We start from the raw sequence: 16,681 nt of genomic DNA on the forward strand, positions 1-16,681 counted from the left end.
AGTTGATGAATGTAGCGAAACTCTTAAAAGCCGCGCAGTGGCCCTGATGCCACAGTTATTTACTCAGCAGAACGTTTCCTTACACTTACGAATAGCAATGGATAACGGGAATTAGCCCCGCCAGATCCGCAGCAAAGGATAATCATTATTTGATAAAGCGATGAATATAATTAAGAGAAAGGCGTCACTGCAGAAGCCAGTTAATTTCTGATGAAAGGAAAAGTTTTGTCAGATGCGTCAAAAGGTTTAACGGGCAATTAAATAATTATGATAGCGGAGAAATCAGAGTGGTATAACCAGAGCGGAGGCGCAATCAGATGGGCAGATAAAAACTGCCTTCCGGAGAAGGCAGTGTGATTACTGATTCAGGAATTTGTCGAGGAACTGACGGGTACGTGGCTGGCGGGGATTGCTGAACAACGCCTTTGCATCGCCCTGCTCCACAATCCGCCCCTGATCCATGAAGATGGCACGGTCGGCCACGTCGCGGGCGAAGCTCATTTCATGCGTGACGATGACCATCGTGCGTTTCTCTTCAGCCAGTGCGCGAATGGTGCTGAGCACCTCGCCCACCAGCTCAGGATCCAGCGCCGACGTAGGTTCGTCAAACAGGATGACTTCCGGTCGCATCGCCAGCGCCCGGGCAATCGCCACACGCTGCTGCTGCCCGCCCGAGAGGCGACGTGGAAAACTCGCCTCTTTGCCCTGCAGTCCGACTTTTTCCAGCAGCGTGCGGGCGCGAGCTGCCGCCTCCGCTTTCGGCTCGCCCTTAACGATAACCGGCCCTTCAATGATGTTATCGATCACCGAACGGTGCGGAAACAGATTGAAGTTCTGAAAGACAAACCCGACCTGCTGACGCAGACGACGCACCTGCTCTTTCTGCTTACTCTCGGCCAGCGCCGCATCGATGGTTATATCGCCGACCCGGATGGTGCCGCTATCCGGCACTTCCAGCAGATTGATACTGCGCAGCAGCGTCGTCTTGCCTGAGCCGCTGGGGCCGATGATTGCCACCACTTCACCCGCGGCCACATCGAGGTCGATGTCGTGCAGCACCCTCTGGCCATTAAAAGATTTCACCAGCTTTCTGACTTCGATGGCGCTCATTTCGACTCCGAATCCTGACGATTAACATGCTGCTCCAGCCGGTTCTGCAGGGCAGATAATACCGTCGCCATCACCCAGTAGATCAGTGAGGCCGCCAGATACATGGTAAAGACTTCCAGCGTGCGCGAGGTGATCAGCTGCGCCTGACGGAACAGTTCCGGCACCTGAATGGTGGCGGCCAGCGAGGTATCCTTAACCAGGCTGATAAAACTGTTGCCGAGCGGCGGCAGCGCGGTGCGGGCGGCCTGCGGCAGAATAACCCGGCGCAGCGTCTGCCAGCGCGTCATCCCGATACTGGCCGCCGCTTCCCACTGCCCGCGCTCAATCGAGGAAATCGCGCCGCGCAGAGACTCCGACGCGTAAGCGGCCGTATTCAGGGAAAGGCCAATCATCGCAGAGGGGATCGGGTCCAGCTCAATGCCAAACTGCGGCAGACCGTAGTAGATCATAAAGAGCTGGGCGATCAGCGGCGTGCCACGGAAGATCGAGACATAGATACGCGCCAGCCAGCGAACCGGCCAGATGCGCGACAGGCGCATCAGGGCCAGAACAAAGCCCAGCAGCAGCCCGAAGAACATGCCGCCGATGCTGAGCTGTAGCGTAAAGAGCGCGCCTTTGAATAAAAAAGGTGCTGAATCCAGCACCAGTTGAAGGCTTTCCTGCATTATTTCGTCACGTCCGCGCCAAACCATTTCTGCGACAGCTTGCTCAGCGAGCCATCTTTCTGCATATCCGCAATGGCCTGATCGACCGCTTTCAGCAGGTCTTCATTGCCCTTGCGCATGGCGACGCCCGACTCCTGACGCGAGAAGGCGTCACCGGCAACGGCCATGGTATCGCCGGTCTTCTTCACCAGATCCAGCGCAGCCAGACGGTCAACCAGAATCGCATTCAGACGGCCAGAGCGCAGATCCTGATATTTGGTCGGGTCATCATCATAGGTACGGATGTCCACGCCCTTCACGTTTTCACGCAGCCACTGCTCATAGTTGGTGCCCAGACCCACACCCACCTTTTTACCCGCCAGGTCGGCCGGTTTAGTAATGGTGCTGGCATTGGCTTTCATGGTCAGCGCCTGGATACCGGAAACGGTATAAGGCGTGGAGAAGTCATACTTCTTCTTACGCTCATCGGAGATGGTGACCTGGTTGATCACCACATCGATGCGCTTCGCGTCGAGTGACGCCAGCATGCCATCCCATTTAGTCGGTTTCAGGCTCGCTTTAACACCCATATGCTGCGCCAGCTGCTCGGCAAACTCCACTTCAAAGCCGGTCAGCTTGCCCTTTTCATCCTGGAAGCTGAACGGCGGATAGGTGCCTTCCAGACCCACCAGCAGCGTGCCGCGCTCTTTGATTTTGTTCAGCAGGTTTTCTGCTGCAAAGGTTTTAACGTTAACGCCCGCAATCAGCGCCACAGCCATGACGCCCATCATCATCTGACGACCTGCACGAGAAAAGGACATATTCACCCCATTATTGACAGTATTGTGTGTGTGTTTTTTTATAAGGGCAGCACCGCGAGTCGCTGCCAGTCCAGAATGATAACGCACGGAGTATAAACTGTTTTGTTGGCTTGTCTCAGATCGAAGGATGATAAGCAAATAACGCCGGTGCACCACCCGTATGAATAAACAGCAGCGGACCTTCACGGCGGAAGCGATTCCGGCTGATGCCATCCAGCAATCCGGCCATCGCCTTGCCGGTATAGACCGGGTCCAGCATGATCCCTTCCAGTCGCGCCAGCAGCTTTACCGCCGCCATGCCTTCCTCATTCGGCTCACCATAGCGTGGCGCAAAATAGTCATCCCACAGGGTGACTGGCGCTGTCGCCTGCACTTCCAGCTTCTCAGCCAGGGCGTCACGCAACCGCTCAACCAGCGGCTGTTGCTGCGCAACCTGACGGGAAACAGTCACGCCGACCAGTTCGCTCTGTGGTAACAGATGCTCCAGGCCAACGGCCAGCCCGGCATGGGTGCCGGCACTACCTGAGGCGACAACAACGGCGGCGAAATCGACCACGCCTTCGCTCTGATGGGCAATCTCCTGTGCGCACTCCACATAGCCCAGCGCACCCAGCGCATTGGAGCCGCCAACCGGTACGATGTAAGGCCGGAAGCCCTGCGCCTCCAGCCGGGTGGCTTCCTCAGCCAGCTGCTCCACGGGATTATGCAGCGCCTCCACCATGATCACTTCAGCATCCATCAGATCCAGCAGCAGACGGTTGCCGTTGCTGAGGTAGTTTTCAGCGTCGGTGCCGATCGGATTTTCCAGCAGCGCCACGCACTTCAGACCCAGCCGGGCCGCGACGGCGGCCGTCTGACGCACATGGTTAGACTGAATCGCGCCCGCGGTCAGCAGCACATCGGCGCCTTCGCGCAGCGCATCCGCAGCCAGGAACTCCAGTTTACGCAGTTTGTTGCCGCCCATCGCTACCGGGGTAAAGTCATCACGTTTAATGAAAATATCGCGCCCCAGATAATCAGACAGACGTGGCAGATGCTCCAGCGGCGTCGGTGCGCCCAGCAGTTCAAGACGGGGAAACTGGTGTAACAGGTGTAAAGACAAAGCGGCCTCCGTATGGGCACGGGAATGATCTCTACAGTGTTACAGAAGATGAAGAAAGGATCACCCTGATTCAGGTGTCAGCAGAGGCGGTAACGAAAAGGCCGTGATAAAACAGGGGGCAGTAAAACCGCAGGCGGCGCCGTGCTCCCCCTTCCCCGTTACCCGGCGCGCGGGCAACAGGGCAATGTGCCACAGGCACAAGGGGGAGCAATCGGTGCAGAACAGGATTAACCCTGCTGCCAGCCTAAGAATTGATCGTACTTGCGCAGCGCAATGCGGTAATTGTTATTACCGGCATCGGGCAGATCGCTTTCCAGACACTGATGCCAGCTGTTTCCCTGCAGCCTGTCGGCCGGGAAATTTTTGGCTTTCAGCATCTCATCCAGCCGACGCAGCCGCACCACATATTCGCGAATCGTGCTGGGGCTCATCTCTGTCTGCTCAAACAGATACTGTTTAAACGACATAATGTCGAAATAATTAGGATGCGTATTGCAAAAAATATCACTGCAAAAACGACAAAGCGCGGTCAGCTCGGGCTGAAGTTTCAGCCACAGCTGCTCATCAATCATCTGGTCCATTCGCGCGATGGCCTCTTTATTGATGATCTGGCCACGAAAAACGAGCGCCATTCGATCTAATACCTTGCCACAGTGTGAACAATTGCTCTGGCTGTGTTTATAGTCTTTAAGATAACGACTTAACGGTCTGGCCTTGGTTTTGGCTCCCATTACTGAGTCCCCGGTTTCTTATAATTTGAATCGCCAGGAACTGATACTGCTAGCGCGCTCCCGTAAGTCGGGCACGCAGGCGTTTAATCGCCTGACTGTGCAGCTGGCTGACACGGGATTCCCCCACATCAAGCACCGCGCCAATCTCTTTCAGGTTCAGTTCTTCCTGGTAGTACAGTGTCAGCACCATCTTTTCACGATCGGGTAACGCTTCGATCGCTTCAATGACGCGCTCACGCAGACTCCCTTCCAGTAGCTGATGAAGCGGATTGGCCTCTTCATGGCCTTCCGTCACCAGTTCCGCACTGTCGCCGTGCTCTTCCCGATACTCGTCGTAGGAGAAGAGTTGACTATTGTTGGTGTCCAGCAGGATCTGCCGGTACTCCTCCATAGAGACATTCAGCTGCTGTGCCACTTCCTGCTCGGAAGCAGAACGCCCCAGCGCCTGCTCCACTTTATGCATTGCTCCGGCCACTTCACGCGCGTTACGACGAACGCTGCGCGGAGCCCAGTCCCGACTGCGAAGCTCGTCGAGCATTGCGCCACGAATGCGCTGCACGGCGTAGGTGGTAAAGGCTGTGCCCTGTAGCGCATCGTAGCGCTCCACAGCGTTTAACAACCCTATCCCTCCGGCCTGCAGCAGGTCGTCAAGCTCCACGCTGGCTGGCAGGCGAACCTGCAAACGCAACGCTTCATGGCGCACCAGCGGCACGTAGCGCTGCCAGAGCGAATGTTTGTCCATCACGCCTTCGGCGGTATAGAAATCGTTCACGTTGACTACCCTGCGTTAATGAAGTTATCGGCATGATTATCCAATTCTGTAGCGTTTTCGATTGGATGAATAGGCGGGGTAAAACGAGGCTATTTCATTTTTGTTGCATCAGAGCGCAGATCCCTCTGCACTCATCAGTCGGGATTAACGACGGGCTCGCAGCCGTTGCCGCGTGGCGGGCGGCACGGCTGACCACAGGCTACAGACACGTCCATCCAGCTCCTGATACCAGGGCGCAATATGCTGCCGCGCCTCCTCACCAGGGTGCACATGAATCTCGCCCGACTCACCATCAATGCTAATCAATCGGTTAATAAACAGTCGCTGCAAATCGCTGCGCAGAAACAGGCCGTTGTCGATGCTGTTGTCGGCCAGCAGACCATCCTCCCCCTCTCGCGTATCGATGTGGCAGGCTTCCACCCACGGCCAGTTGTGTCGCTCAGTCAGCTCGGTGCCGGTCATAACGCAGGCCCCGTAGCGCGCTTTGACGCCAGCGCTGAATTCGGCCTGGCTGGCGCGTTGCAGCACCCGCGCTTTGACCCGGCGCCCGACCTCCGTTCCCGGCATTACCGCCGCAGGCACTTTGAGCTGAGGGGTACTCAGCACCACAATGAACTGAATGCGTCGGGACTGCGGAAAACAGGGATTTGCCTGCGGATTAAAGAGCTGCCAGTACGCCTCATCGTCGTCCTGGTGCATCAGTACCAGCTTATAACCGCGGCTGCTGAGCAGGTTCTGCGCCGTGGCCGATTGCGGATCGATCATCGCAAAGACCTGACTGCTGCCCATCACCTTCCACAGGTTGTCGCGCCTCTCGTTTTCGCTGCGACGGAAATAGAGAAACGAGAGATTCTGTTTCAGGTAGTGCTCAAAGCGGCGCAGGTAATTTTTACGCTCGTTGTCACTGGAGATAAACAGCAGATCCTCCAGCGGGCTGTTGCTCTCCTCCTGGGCGAAGACCGCACGAATTTTCAGGGTGCGCAGGCCGGTTGAGGGACTCAATAAGGCGCGCGCCGTCAGCTCTTTGTCATCAGGGTATTGCAGAGCATAGCGCCGGGCGATCTCCTCGAAGGTCAGCCGCTCGCCCGGCAACAGATCATAATTGAAGCGCATAGACACTCCACAAAGTTAAAATCAAAATGATGTTGTTCTGTGAAGAGTTATCGGCAGGCCAGGGGGGAACTGTAACGGGAGGGGGAGATTAGGGGGAATAAGTGATAGTAAGGCTGAATCCGGCTGTTTCACGGATCGCAGAGCGGTTGCCTGACTATTCTGTATGATTGCCTGGCGTAACGGCTTTGAAAAGGCCGTTACGCCAGCAGCACGCTTGGGGGTATCAACAGACGCGGCATCCAGAGCAGGAAATAGAGTCGCTGCCCCCCCTTTTGAAGCGGACAGACCGGACTATTTCAGCAGGTAAATCAGCGACAGATCGTCATTGACTTTGACCTTGTTAATCTCTGCCAGAAATGCAACCACCGACTGTGGTGTGTGTTTGGTAATAGAATGGTAGCTATAAATAATATTGATAATATCTTCCTCATCCAGCTTGCCGACCAACTCAACATTGGCCGCTATTAATGACTTAATCATGAACCATTCTGTAGTCAGGAGATATAGACTTAGCAACGGGCTGCGGGACTCATCATTCGGAAAGAAATCATCATAAATACGATACTGAATATAGTTATTCATTATCCACGGGCGTTCCGCAAACCAGGGCATGACCTTATTCTGCCAGACCTCATCAAGCCTGATCATCGACTGACTGATATCACCGGCTTTAGCCCCTTCCGCCTGAATATAGATGAGCTTATTAACGTAGTGGTTGAGGGTAGAAAAGGCACGTTTATCTTTCCTGGTACCTAACCATGCTTGCATCCGTAAAAGTAATGACCATTGAAGATGATAGTCAGGGCGGATACTGGCCAGCTGCTCTCTGATTACGCCCTGTGCCAGGTTGTTAAGCACGTCTGAAAAGTTATTTTCAATTTGTGTCAGCCAATCCTTACTCGGATTTATTCTTTCAGCGCCCAGTAAAAAAGTGACCAGCGCGTAAAAAGCTTCATCCAGTTTCTCACCACTACCTTTAACCAGATTAAGACACATAAGACTCATCAACTTTTTTTGCTGATCGAGGTCGCTGGCCTTGTTAGCTTTAGCCTGTGGTCTGAGTACCTGTGCAAAAAGCATTGCATCCGGTGCTCCTAATAACTGGCTGGTTGCTTCCGGACACGAGAGTGTAAGGTTTTTTTGCTGCTCAGTTTTAAACACCCTTGACTTCCTGGGATAGGTGGCACATGTGTTGCTAAGAGCGGATGCGCCCAGCGTGGCGTGTACTTTACACAGGCGAGCTTCATCCATAAAGCCACAGTTGCCCGCTGCGTTAAGCTTCATTACCCCCCAGTTAGAATAACTTTTTCGGGTGACATCAATATTATCAGCGGCCAGGTTTTTTATCTCAATAATAGAGGATCTTAAATAGCGATTGACCGTAGGTTTATCGAGATTGACATCCCAGCCCTGGCAACAGTGATCACGACACTTACTGCCAATGCATTTAAAGGCACTGACAAAAAGCGGTTCGACGATAGCAATATTTTTCATTATTTACCTGCCTGCAAGCCATATACAAGAATGTAATTAATGACCAATATAAACGAATGAGGAGTGGTTGATTGACAGAGAAACAAGGTAAAAAGGGGCTAATCATACGCATAAAAAACCCCGCCGGAGCGGGGTTTTGGATGAAACCAGAAGGTGATTAGCCCTGCAGCAGAGACAGAACCTGCTGTGGAACCTGGTTCGCTTTCGCCAACACTGAGTTACCCGCCTGCTGTACGATCTGCGCTTTAGACATGTTCGAAACTTCAGTTGCGTAATCGGCATCCTGAATACGAGACTGTGCTGCAGACAGGTTAGTGGTGGTGTTGTTCAGGTTAGTTACCGCTGAGTTCAGACGGTTCTGCACGGCACCCAAGCTTGAACGGAAGGTATCGACAGATGCGATAGCTTTGTCCAGCAGAGCCAGTGGATCAGCAGACGCTGCGCCAGCAAACTGAGCCGTTGGAGTTGCAGTAGACAGCTCAACGGTGATTTTATTGTCAGTACCCGTCTTGGTGTTGTCATCATCCAGAGCAGTAGTTACGGTTGTTGCGTAGTTTTTACCCTGGAAGGTGACATAACCCTGCGCTGCGCCAGAGGAGTCTGTACCTACTTTAATCAGGTTATCTTTCTGCGTTGCTGCAGCGGTTAAGCCGTTGTCGGTATCAGTGTATTCAACGTCAGCTTTGTTCAGTGTAACTTTACCAGAGGCGTGGTCGATAGACGCTGAGTAGAAATCACTACCGCTCTGTACCACGAAATCCTTCGAAGCAGTACCATCTGCTTTCAGGGTGTTGTGCAGGCTCAGGCTTGATGCATCAACAGTTTTACCTGTTGAGGTGCTCAGAGAAGCTGCAGCAGTTTTCAGGTCAACTGCAACCGGTGCCGTACCGGCAGCGCCTGTGATCTGCGTGATGGAATCGCTGACTTTCAGTGCATTACCTGCTACTGAGAAGCCGGCCAGTCCTAGGGTAGAAGAGTCGATTTTCTTCAGATCGATATCGATGGTCTGGCCATCGTTAGCGCCAACCTGGATAGACATTTTGCCGTCTTTCGCCAGCACGTTCACGCCGTTGAACTGAGTCTGACCTGATACGCGGTCGATTTCGCTCAGACGGGATTTGATTTCGTCCTGGATTGAAGTTTTATCAGAATCGGAGTTAGTTCCGTTCTGCGCCTGTACGGTCAGCTCACGAACACGCTGTAAGTTGTTGTTGATTTCTGACAGTGCGCCTTCAGTGGTCTGCGCAGCAGAGATACCGTCGTTGGCGTTACGGGCAGCCTGAGTCAGACCCTTGATGTTAGAGGTGAAACGGTTGGCAATCGCCTGACCCGCAGCGTCATCTTTCGCGCTGTTGATACGTAAACCAGAAGACAGACGCTCCATAGAGGTAGACAGAGCTGACTGGTTCTTGTTGATGTTGTTCTGAGTGATCAGCGAGAGGCTGTTGGTATTAATGACTTGGGCCATGATAAATTTTCCTGTTAATCAAGTCTTTCGGTTAAGGTGTGGGCTTCAACCCGCCGGCTTCAGCGCCGTCAAGGTTGTTATCGTCTGCCGTCAAACAACCTTTAGAATTTTTTTAGTACCAGGCGAACTTTTCTGCTTCTGCCTGTCACGTTGTAAGTTATCGCCACCGGTTCCGACTTCTTTAGACTTAATTCATTAATTTTCTAGCCGCTGAATTACCCTTCTCTATAGTGCTTATTTATCCCATTACCCTAAGGCAAATAGCTTTAAACTTTCCTTAATCAAGGCCGATAACTCCGGTATCAATTTCCCTGTCGACCTTATAAAGGAATAAACATGGCTAGTTTTAGCAACCTCGGTGTCGGTTCCGGCCTGCCGCTCAGTACGATGCTTGATAATCTGCAGACTGCGGAAAAAGCGGCGCTGAAACCCATCTCAACGCAACAGACAGCTTATACCGCCAAGCTGAGTGCCTATGCCACCCTGAAAAGCTCGCTGACGACGTTCCAGACCGCAAACACTAAACTCAACAGTGCCGATCTGTTTACCGCCACGACGGCGGCCAGCAGTTCGACCGCGTTCAGTGCTACTACCTCAGGCAGCACCGTAGCCGGTAAATATTCGATCAACGTAACGCAGCTGGCGCAGGCGCAGGTTCTGACCTCGGCGGTACAGAGCAGCAACACCGACGCGCTGGGCGACAGCTCCGCGACCAGCCGTAGCATCGCTATTACCCTGAAAGATGGCACCAGCAAAAGCGTCACGCTGAGTAACGACCAGACGTCGCTGACCGGCATGCGCGATGCAATTAACGGCGCAAATGCTGGCGTGACCGCCACGATTATCAAAGTCTCGGATGGCAGCTTCCGCCTCTCAATGAGTGCCAACAAGACCGGCAGCGACAATGCAGTCGCTTCTGTTGCCGTCACTGGCGACAGTACCCTGCAGGGGATCGTCGGTTTTGACGCCAGCGCCAGCAGCAATCCCATGACGCAGAGTGTCGCGGCGCAGAACGCTAAACTGACCGTGAACAATGTGGCCATTGAGAACAGCAGCAACCAGATCAGCGACGCGCTGGAAGGCATTACGCTGAATCTGACTGCGCAGACGGTGGGCGATCAGACACTGACGATCACCAAAGATACCTCAAAAGCGTCCAGCGCCATCAGCAATTGGGTGGATGCTTATAATACCCTTCTGGATCAGTTTAATACGCTGACCAAGTACACCAAGGTCGATACCAATACGGGGTCTCAGGACAGCAGCAACGGTGCACTGCTCGGTGACAGCACGCTCCGGACTATTCAGACCCAGCTGAAAAGTATGCTGACCAATGCGCAGAGCACATCAGCTTACAAATCGCTGGGGCAGATCGGTATCACCACTGACCCTACCACCGGTTCACTAAAGATTGATGCGACTAAAGTCAGTGCCGCCCTGGATAAAGATGCGGCGGGCGTGAAAGAGATGATTGTGGGTGACGGCAAAACCGGCATCACCGCAAAAATGGACACCAAACTGACCGAATGGCTCTCATCAAAAGGGATCGTTCAGTCTGCCACCGATGGTGTCAGTAAAACCCTGAATAACTTAACGGCGCTTTATAACACCACCAATGATCGCATCGATGCGGATATCGCCCGTTATAAAACACAGTTTACCCAGCTGGATATGGCAATCAGTAAACTCAACTCGACCAGCACCTATCTGACGCAGCAGTTCGACACGTCCGATTCGTCTAAAAAATAAAAGGAGTGACCATGTACACCGCTACAGGCACCCAGGCCTATGCAAAAATTGGCGTCGAAAGCGCCGTCATGAGCGCCAGCCAGCAGCAGCTGGTGGTCATGCTGTTCGATGGCGCACTGAGCGCATTAATCCGCGCACGCCTGTTTATGCAGGATGGCAATATTGAAGGCAAAGGCAAATCCATCTCCAAAGCCATCAATATTATCGAAGCGGGCCTGAAAGAGGGTCTGGCTGAAAACCGTGGTGATGAACTGGCAGATAACCTGCTGGATCTTTACAACTACATGACGCGTCGCCTGTTAGAGGCCAACCTGCACAATGATGTTGCCGCGATTGAGGAGGTCGAAGGCCTCCTCCGCAACATCGCAGACGCGTGGAAAGAAGTGGTTCAACCTAACCCTATTCAGGACGCCGTTTAATGACAACTGCACCGCATCTGATTGCCGTTTACCAACAGTTACTCGACCTCAGCCAGGGGATGCTGCATCATGCGGTACAGGGCGAATGGGATGAATTAATCAGCAGGGAGACGGAGTATGTCAGCGCGGTGCAGAATTTAGCGCACTCGACAGAGGCGGTATCGCCCTCCTCGCAGACGCAGGAGCAGTTGCGCCCGGTACTGCGTCGTATTCTGGATAATGAAAGCGAAGTCAAACGCCTGCTGCAGGCGCGAATGGATGAGCTGGCCTCGTTAGTGAGCCAGAACAGCCGCCAGAAATCGGTACTCTCCGCCTATGGCAAGCAGGGCGGCGTCGTTATGGTGCCGCGCGAAACCCTCTCCTGATCCCCTGCTTTTCACGCCGCCAGATTTATTTTTCTGCGCGGCGTCTCTTTTCTGCCGCTTACTCCATACTTAATTTTCATCATCCCCTGGAGTGTGGTAAATGCAAAACCCGACGTTATTACAGTTTTTCCATTGGTATTACCCGGATGGCAGCAAACTGTGGCCTGAAGTCGCCGAACGTGCAGCCTGGCTCAGTGAAATTGGCATTACGATGGCGTGGCTCCCTCCGAGCTACAAAGGGGATTCAGGAGGTTATTCTGTCGGTTACGACACCTATGATCTCTTTGACCTGGGTGAATTTGATCAGAAAGGCGGCGTTGCCACCAAATATGGTGATAAAAAGCAGTTACTGGCGGCAACAGAGGCGCTGCGCAGCCACAACGTTGGAGTGCTGCTCGATGTCGTGCTGAACCACAAAATGGGTGCCGATGAGAAAGAGGCAATCAGCGTCAACCGCGTCAATCCGGACAACCGTGATGAAATCTATGACGAAGTCGTGGAGTGTGAGGCCTGGACCAAATTCACCTTTCCGGCGCGTGAAGGAAAATATTCGAAATTCGTCTGGGATCACAAATGCTTCAGCGGCGTAGACCACATCGAAAATCCGGACGAAAACGGCGTCTTCAAAGTCATCAACGACTACACCGCCGAAGGCTGGAACGATCAGGTCGATAACGAGCTGGGCAACTTCGACTATCTGATGGGCGCCAATATCGATTTCCGGAATAACGCGGTCCGGGAAGAGCTGAAATACTGGGCGCGCTGGGTGATGGAACAGGTGCCCTGCACCGGCTTCCGCCTGGATGCAGTCAAACATATTCCCGCCTGGTTCTATAAAGAGTGGATCGACCATATCCAGGAAGCCGCTCAGGACCCGATGTTCATCGTGGCGGAATACTGGTCGTTTGAAACCGAAAAACTGCAGGAGTATGTGCATCAGGTGGAGGGCAAAACGATGCTGTTTGATGCTCCCCTGCACATGAACTTCCATCAGGCCTCTACGGCCGGCAGCGCCTACGACATGAGCCAGATCTTCGCAAACTCCCTGGTCGTGGCCGACCCGTGGCACGCGGTGACCATCGTAGCCAACCACGATACGCAGCCGCTGCAGTCACTGGAAGCGCCGGTGGAAGCCTGGTTTAAACCGCTGGCCTATGCGCTGATTCTGCTGCGCGAACAGGGCGTGCCGACCATCTTCTATCCGGATCTGTTCGGAGCGACCTATGAAGATGAAGGCGGCGACGGCGAGAAGCACAAAATCGAAATGCCGGTGATCCCGGAACTGGAAGGGTTAATCCGCGCCCGTCAGCAGTATGGCTGGGGTGTCCAGACCGACTATTTTGATCATCCGAACTGCGTGGCGTTCAGCCGCAGCGGGACCGAAATACAGCCGGGCTGTGTGGTCATCATGTCGAACGGCGATGCGGGCGAGAAGAGTGTGCCAATGGGCGAAGGCTTTGCCGGCAAGGTCTGGCGCGATCATCTGGGTAACCGGGAAGAGACCATTACCGCCGACGAGCACGGCACTGCGGTCTTTGCCTGCAACGGAGGCAGCGTCAGCGTCTGGGTGTTAGCAGAATAACCTAAGCCGTAAAAACAGCACCGCCCCGGCGGGCAGAGGCGTAAAGGACGCCATCTGTCCGTCGGGGCGGTGCATGTCAGGAAAGTATTTAACCGGCGTTGTGTTCGGTGATCGCCGTCCGCAGCAGCTGCGGCTCAATATTCTGGATCACCGCCGCTTTAGGCTGTTTCGCCACTTCTTTCATCGCCTTCTGACACTCGACGGTCGGACGCGCCACTTTGCGCAGGGCCAGTCCGTCATATTTCAGCTCACCATTATCTACGTTGAGCGGCATCACCCGCATCTGACGCGTAATGTTGACATAGTCCCCGTTCAGTCGGGTCAGTTTACCCGGCTTCGCAATCACCCGCTGCCACTGACGGCAATCCAGCGTGGTGCCCTCTGCAGTAATCAGCAGACTGCCGATAGCCTGATCGCTGACGAGGCTGCTCTGCGGGCCGACGGTCTGCCAGTTCCCCTGCAGTTCCGCTGGCGCCGGCGTCTGCACCGCACTTTCATAATCGTTGATTTGCGCACAGCCACCCAGTGCCAGCGCAGCAATCAGCATCCACTTTTTCATGTTTAATCCCTAAGATCGCGTCAATGGCGGCTACGTTATAATTTTTCCCCCGCGTTGCGCAAGGTATCTGGTGTCTGGCAGGCGACGAAGAACCAATAAAAGCCGTATTTCATCCGCAGCGCCTGCCCCCTGCCCTCTTCGGCTGGCTGATGCTCCCCGTGAGAGGTTCCTGATGCGGGTCTGTCGCACCTGACAAGCGAAACACAACCCGCTACACTGGCGCGCTGCAACACTTTTTCAGGAATATGAGTATGAAAACGCCAGAAGCCTACTATGCCCAGGCGCGCGAGATGTTTTTCACCGCGCATCCCGACTTTCAGGCTGCGCTTGATGAGTTAACTGAGAGCGATGCCCGTGCCGCCAATCTGTCGCTGCGCGAGCTGCGCGCATGGCATGCAGAACGCATCTATGCCGCTTTTTTACGGCAGAAGAATCTGGATGGGATGATCTTCTCTATTCAGCTCGCCGAGCCGGATAAAGCGGTGGCGGCGGAAGCGATCGAGACCTACCTCAAATCTCACGCGGAATCGCTGGGGATGAGCTGGGAAGAGTTCTGCATCAAAAACGAACTCTGATCGGCGCTGTACCGGAAAGCCAGGTGATGGCTTTCGGGCCGTTGCACTACGACCATCATGCGGGTGCGACGGGCCCCCCTGAACGGATTTTGCAGGTAAACTCTGGTTTTCACTGGCCCTGAAACGGCGGCACTCTGTGGTAACGCAGGACGCGCGTGAACCTGCTGTTACTCTCTCTCTTCCGCGATTCTGCCCTTCACTTCCACATAACTGGCCACGGCCAGCAGACGATTGATGTGGGTCAGCAACAGGTCAACGTCGGACTGCATAAATTCCGCGGAGGACTGCGAGGCGGTGATAATCGCATCCTGAACCGTTTCCGTAATGGTCAGGGAGTTATCCTGTTTGGCCTGCACCAGCAGCGCGGCAACCAGCAGGGACTGAGCCTCCAGCTGTGCAGTCAGCTCCTTAGCATCAACGTCCATTTTTGCCAGTTTGAGCAGAATATCAATCACCAGTTGTCGCATCGGGCACCTCCTGAAAAGTAAGCCGCCATTATGTCGTGAGGCGTGCCTGTTTTGCCAGTTTAAGATGACACCCCGTTTACCCTGAAAATTTTGCCCAAAATCGGCTGCGCCGCCTTGCTACTGTTTTTATTTACAGTATCATAGGTCAGCGATTTTACTCAGAATGGATTGCCATCATGTTTGTTGAACTGATTTATGACAAGCGCAACGTTGCCGGTTTGCCGGGTGCCCGCGAGATGATTCGTGAGGAGCTGGAAAAGCGGGTGCATCGGGTGTTTCCTGATCTCGAAGTCAGGGTTAAGCCGATGGAGCGTAACGCGATTGATACTGATTTAAGTAAGAATGATAAAGCGACGGTTGCGCGGATTGTTGAAGAGATGTTCGACGAAGCGGAAATGTGGCTGGTGGCCGATTAATCCCTTATCGGCCACCGCATCAGTCAGCGGGAGAAAACTTAACTCTCCTGCTCGCTGTGATTGATTTCAATCTCGATGTCCTGAATCGCGGCATCCAGATCTTCCAGCAGTTTTCCCTGCTTATTCAGCAACGCATCAATTCGGTCGGCGTTGGTTTTGTCTTTATACTCACCGGCATCAAACGCTAACCAATGGCTGGAAAGGGTTTCGGTGTTGGTCTGCGCGTAGTGGCGCATCTCTTTAAGCTGAGAGGTCACGTCACGCAGATATTCAGTTTTGGTCTTGGTTTCAGTTGAATCGCTCATGCTGAATTTCCTTCTGGTCAGTTATCCAAAGTGATTAGGCTTAGCGGTTCATCAACCGGCCAATCAACCAGCGCACATTAAGAGATAAAATGTCGCCGTGAGATTTAAATGTAGTCGATAATAGCGAAGCCGCACTAAGAATAATCGGAAGTTACGGTTTTGCTTTCGCTTTGACCGGTGGCAGTTCACCATCCACCACCACCTCTTTCACTTTGATGACCGTCTTGTCCGCGGTGCGGTCAGGAATGGCATCCAGTTTATGCTGCAGCGCCGCCACCTGCGTCGTCAGCAGATCGACTCTGTCATCCCGTCGCGCGGCGATCACCCGGTAATCTGCCCGGATCTCCTCCACCCGCTTATTTGCTGTGTTGCTGACATAGAGAAAAATAATTGTCATCAGGATGCAGATCATTGAGCAGCTCAGCAGAATACAGCCCAGAATGACTTTGCGCCGGTATGACATCGGAGAGTGACTACCATTAATCGTTGTCATCACTGCGATCCTCCAGAGTTGAGATAAGCCGATCAATCTCGATACGAAATTTGTCGTTGTGATCGGTTTCGGTCATGGCCAGTAATATCCCTACCGCGTTCTTGATTAACCGAAGATCGGTTTCGAGTGTCGCAATCCGCCGCAGATTCCTGTCATGACGTTCACGCAGCTCGTCGTTCTCCTCCCGCATCAGTTGATTACTCTCTTTCAGCAACACCACCTGCTCTTTGTAACTGGTAATAATTTCGCCGCCTGCACGATTACTGGTCACGATTGAGGCAATCCCTGCCAGTAACGGTTTCCAGAACAGTGCTGCTGCCCCCCCACCCAGAACTAACGCACCCATACTGGTAATCAGACTACTTTCCATGCCACACCCCTTAATCCGGTAAGGTCTCTGGAACTTACTGCGTGCTTATCAGACACGATCCCCGCCAGGAATTTAAGATTGCTTAAATCACCAACTTAAGTATACTTAAGCCACACTTCATCAAAA

Annotated in this window: 20 protein-coding genes; 6 read left to right on the forward strand and 14 right to left on the reverse strand. The window is 53.6% G+C overall.

Annotated features, from left to right (window positions below; genetic code table 11):
* Positions 1 to 357: 357 nt before the first annotated feature.
* From tcyN to AB1748_RS12745, 9 genes are all read right to left on the reverse strand, one after another.
* Positions 358 to 1,110, reverse strand: a complete 753-nt coding sequence (gene tcyN, locus AB1748_RS12705) for an L-cystine ABC transporter ATP-binding protein TcyN (RefSeq protein ID WP_293771404.1) — start codon at positions 1,108 to 1,110, stop codon at positions 358 to 360.
* On the reverse strand, positions 1,107 to 1,775 hold the full coding sequence (gene tcyL, locus AB1748_RS12710; protein WP_111139953.1) for a cystine ABC transporter permease: 669 nt from the start codon (positions 1,773 to 1,775) through the stop codon (positions 1,107 to 1,109). The genes tcyN and tcyL overlap by 4 nt, the downstream gene beginning before the upstream one ends.
* Positions 1,775 to 2,575 carry a cystine ABC transporter substrate-binding protein gene (gene tcyJ, locus AB1748_RS12715; RefSeq protein WP_111139954.1) on the reverse strand — a complete coding sequence of 267 codons (801 nt, stop codon included), beginning with the start codon at positions 2,573 to 2,575 and terminating at the stop codon, positions 1,775 to 1,777. The genes tcyL and tcyJ overlap by 1 nt, the downstream gene beginning before the upstream one ends.
* A gap of 115 nt (positions 2,576 to 2,690) precedes the next feature.
* Positions 2,691 to 3,677 (reverse strand): D-cysteine desulfhydrase, encoded by a 987-nt coding sequence (locus AB1748_RS12720; RefSeq protein WP_111139955.1) that lies wholly within the window; start codon positions 3,675 to 3,677, stop codon positions 2,691 to 2,693.
* 227 nt (positions 3,678 to 3,904) lie between these two features.
* Positions 3,905 to 4,408: a flagella biosynthesis regulatory protein FliZ gene (fliZ, locus tag AB1748_RS12725; protein ID WP_111139956.1), complete on the reverse strand. Its 504-nt coding sequence runs from the start codon at positions 4,406 to 4,408 to the stop codon at positions 3,905 to 3,907.
* 49 nt (positions 4,409 to 4,457) lie between these two features.
* Positions 4,458 to 5,180, reverse strand: a complete 723-nt coding sequence (locus AB1748_RS12730) for an RNA polymerase sigma factor FliA (protein WP_128084334.1) — start codon at positions 5,178 to 5,180, stop codon at positions 4,458 to 4,460.
* 144 nt (positions 5,181 to 5,324) lie between these two features.
* Positions 5,325 to 6,293 (reverse strand): HNH endonuclease signature motif containing protein, encoded by a 969-nt coding sequence (locus AB1748_RS12735; protein WP_111139958.1) that lies wholly within the window; start codon positions 6,291 to 6,293, stop codon positions 5,325 to 5,327.
* A 291-nt stretch (positions 6,294 to 6,584) separates the two neighbouring features.
* Positions 6,585 to 7,787, reverse strand: a complete 1,203-nt coding sequence (gene fliB / locus AB1748_RS12740; protein WP_367395565.1) for a flagellin lysine-N-methylase — start codon at positions 7,785 to 7,787, stop codon at positions 6,585 to 6,587.
* Between the two features lie 157 nt (positions 7,788 to 7,944).
* Positions 7,945 to 9,255 carry a FliC/FljB family flagellin gene (locus AB1748_RS12745; protein WP_367395566.1) on the reverse strand — a complete coding sequence of 437 codons (1,311 nt, stop codon included), beginning with the start codon at positions 9,253 to 9,255 and terminating at the stop codon, positions 7,945 to 7,947.
* Positions 9,256 to 9,591: 336 nt separating this feature from the next.
* On the opposite strand from AB1748_RS12745, the gene fliD reads away from it, so the two are divergent.
* From fliD to amyA, 4 genes are all read left to right on the forward strand, one after another.
* Positions 9,592 to 11,004 carry a flagellar filament capping protein FliD gene (gene fliD, locus AB1748_RS12750; RefSeq protein ID WP_367395567.1) on the forward strand — a complete coding sequence of 471 codons (1,413 nt, stop codon included), beginning with the start codon at positions 9,592 to 9,594 and terminating at the stop codon, positions 11,002 to 11,004.
* 11 nt (positions 11,005 to 11,015) lie between these two features.
* Complete coding sequence (gene fliS, locus AB1748_RS12755; protein ID WP_111139963.1) at positions 11,016 to 11,423, forward strand: flagellar export chaperone FliS; 408 nt, start codon at positions 11,016 to 11,018, stop codon at positions 11,421 to 11,423.
* The gene (fliT, locus tag AB1748_RS12760) at positions 11,423 to 11,788 is read left to right on the forward strand and encodes a flagella biosynthesis regulatory protein FliT (RefSeq protein WP_293771424.1); all 366 of its coding nucleotides are present in this window, start codon (positions 11,423 to 11,425) and stop codon (positions 11,786 to 11,788) included. The genes fliS and fliT overlap by 1 nt, the downstream gene beginning before the upstream one ends.
* 100 nt (positions 11,789 to 11,888) lie before the next feature.
* Positions 11,889 to 13,370, forward strand: a complete 1,482-nt coding sequence (gene amyA, locus AB1748_RS12765; protein ID WP_367395568.1) for an alpha-amylase — start codon at positions 11,889 to 11,891, stop codon at positions 13,368 to 13,370.
* Positions 13,371 to 13,458: 88 nt separating this feature from the next.
* Here amyA and yedD read toward each other — a convergent pair whose 3' ends face one another.
* Positions 13,459 to 13,929, reverse strand: a complete 471-nt coding sequence (yedD, locus tag AB1748_RS12770) for a lipoprotein YedD (RefSeq protein ID WP_367395569.1) — start codon at positions 13,927 to 13,929, stop codon at positions 13,459 to 13,461.
* Positions 13,930 to 14,180: 251 nt separating this feature from the next.
* Between yedD and AB1748_RS12775 the strand changes: the two genes are divergently transcribed.
* Positions 14,181 to 14,504, forward strand: a complete 324-nt coding sequence (locus AB1748_RS12775; RefSeq protein WP_293771430.1) for a DUF6388 family protein — start codon at positions 14,181 to 14,183, stop codon at positions 14,502 to 14,504.
* Between the two features lie 167 nt (positions 14,505 to 14,671).
* On the opposite strand, the gene iraP is transcribed toward AB1748_RS12775, so the two are convergent.
* Positions 14,672 to 14,971 (reverse strand): anti-adapter protein IraP, encoded by a 300-nt coding sequence (gene iraP / locus AB1748_RS12780; protein ID WP_293771432.1) that lies wholly within the window; start codon positions 14,969 to 14,971, stop codon positions 14,672 to 14,674.
* A gap of 176 nt (positions 14,972 to 15,147) precedes the next feature.
* On the opposite strand from iraP, the gene AB1748_RS12785 reads away from it, so the two are divergent.
* Entirely contained in the window at positions 15,148 to 15,387 is a 240-nt protein-coding gene (locus AB1748_RS12785; RefSeq protein ID WP_111139969.1) for a DinI-like family protein, read from the forward strand.
* Between the two features lie 38 nt (positions 15,388 to 15,425).
* On the opposite strand, the gene AB1748_RS12790 is transcribed toward AB1748_RS12785, so the two are convergent.
* From AB1748_RS12790 to AB1748_RS12800, 3 genes are all read right to left on the reverse strand, one after another.
* A complete protein-coding gene (locus AB1748_RS12790) occupies positions 15,426 to 15,692 on the reverse strand; it encodes a hypothetical protein (RefSeq protein WP_111139970.1) in 267 nt (88 codons plus the stop codon).
* 151 nt (positions 15,693 to 15,843) lie between these two features.
* A complete protein-coding gene (locus AB1748_RS12795; RefSeq protein ID WP_367395570.1) occupies positions 15,844 to 16,185 on the reverse strand; it encodes a hypothetical protein in 342 nt (113 codons plus the stop codon).
* The gene (locus AB1748_RS12800) at positions 16,172 to 16,555 is read right to left on the reverse strand and encodes a hypothetical protein (protein ID WP_111139972.1); all 384 of its coding nucleotides are present in this window, start codon (positions 16,553 to 16,555) and stop codon (positions 16,172 to 16,174) included. The genes AB1748_RS12795 and AB1748_RS12800 overlap by 14 nt, the downstream gene beginning before the upstream one ends.
* Positions 16,556 to 16,681 lie beyond the last annotated feature (126 nt).

Origin of the sequence: Pantoea sp. Ep11b, from assembly GCF_040783975.1 — a bacterium.
Lineage (GTDB): Bacteria > Pseudomonadota > Gammaproteobacteria > Enterobacterales > Enterobacteriaceae > Pantoea.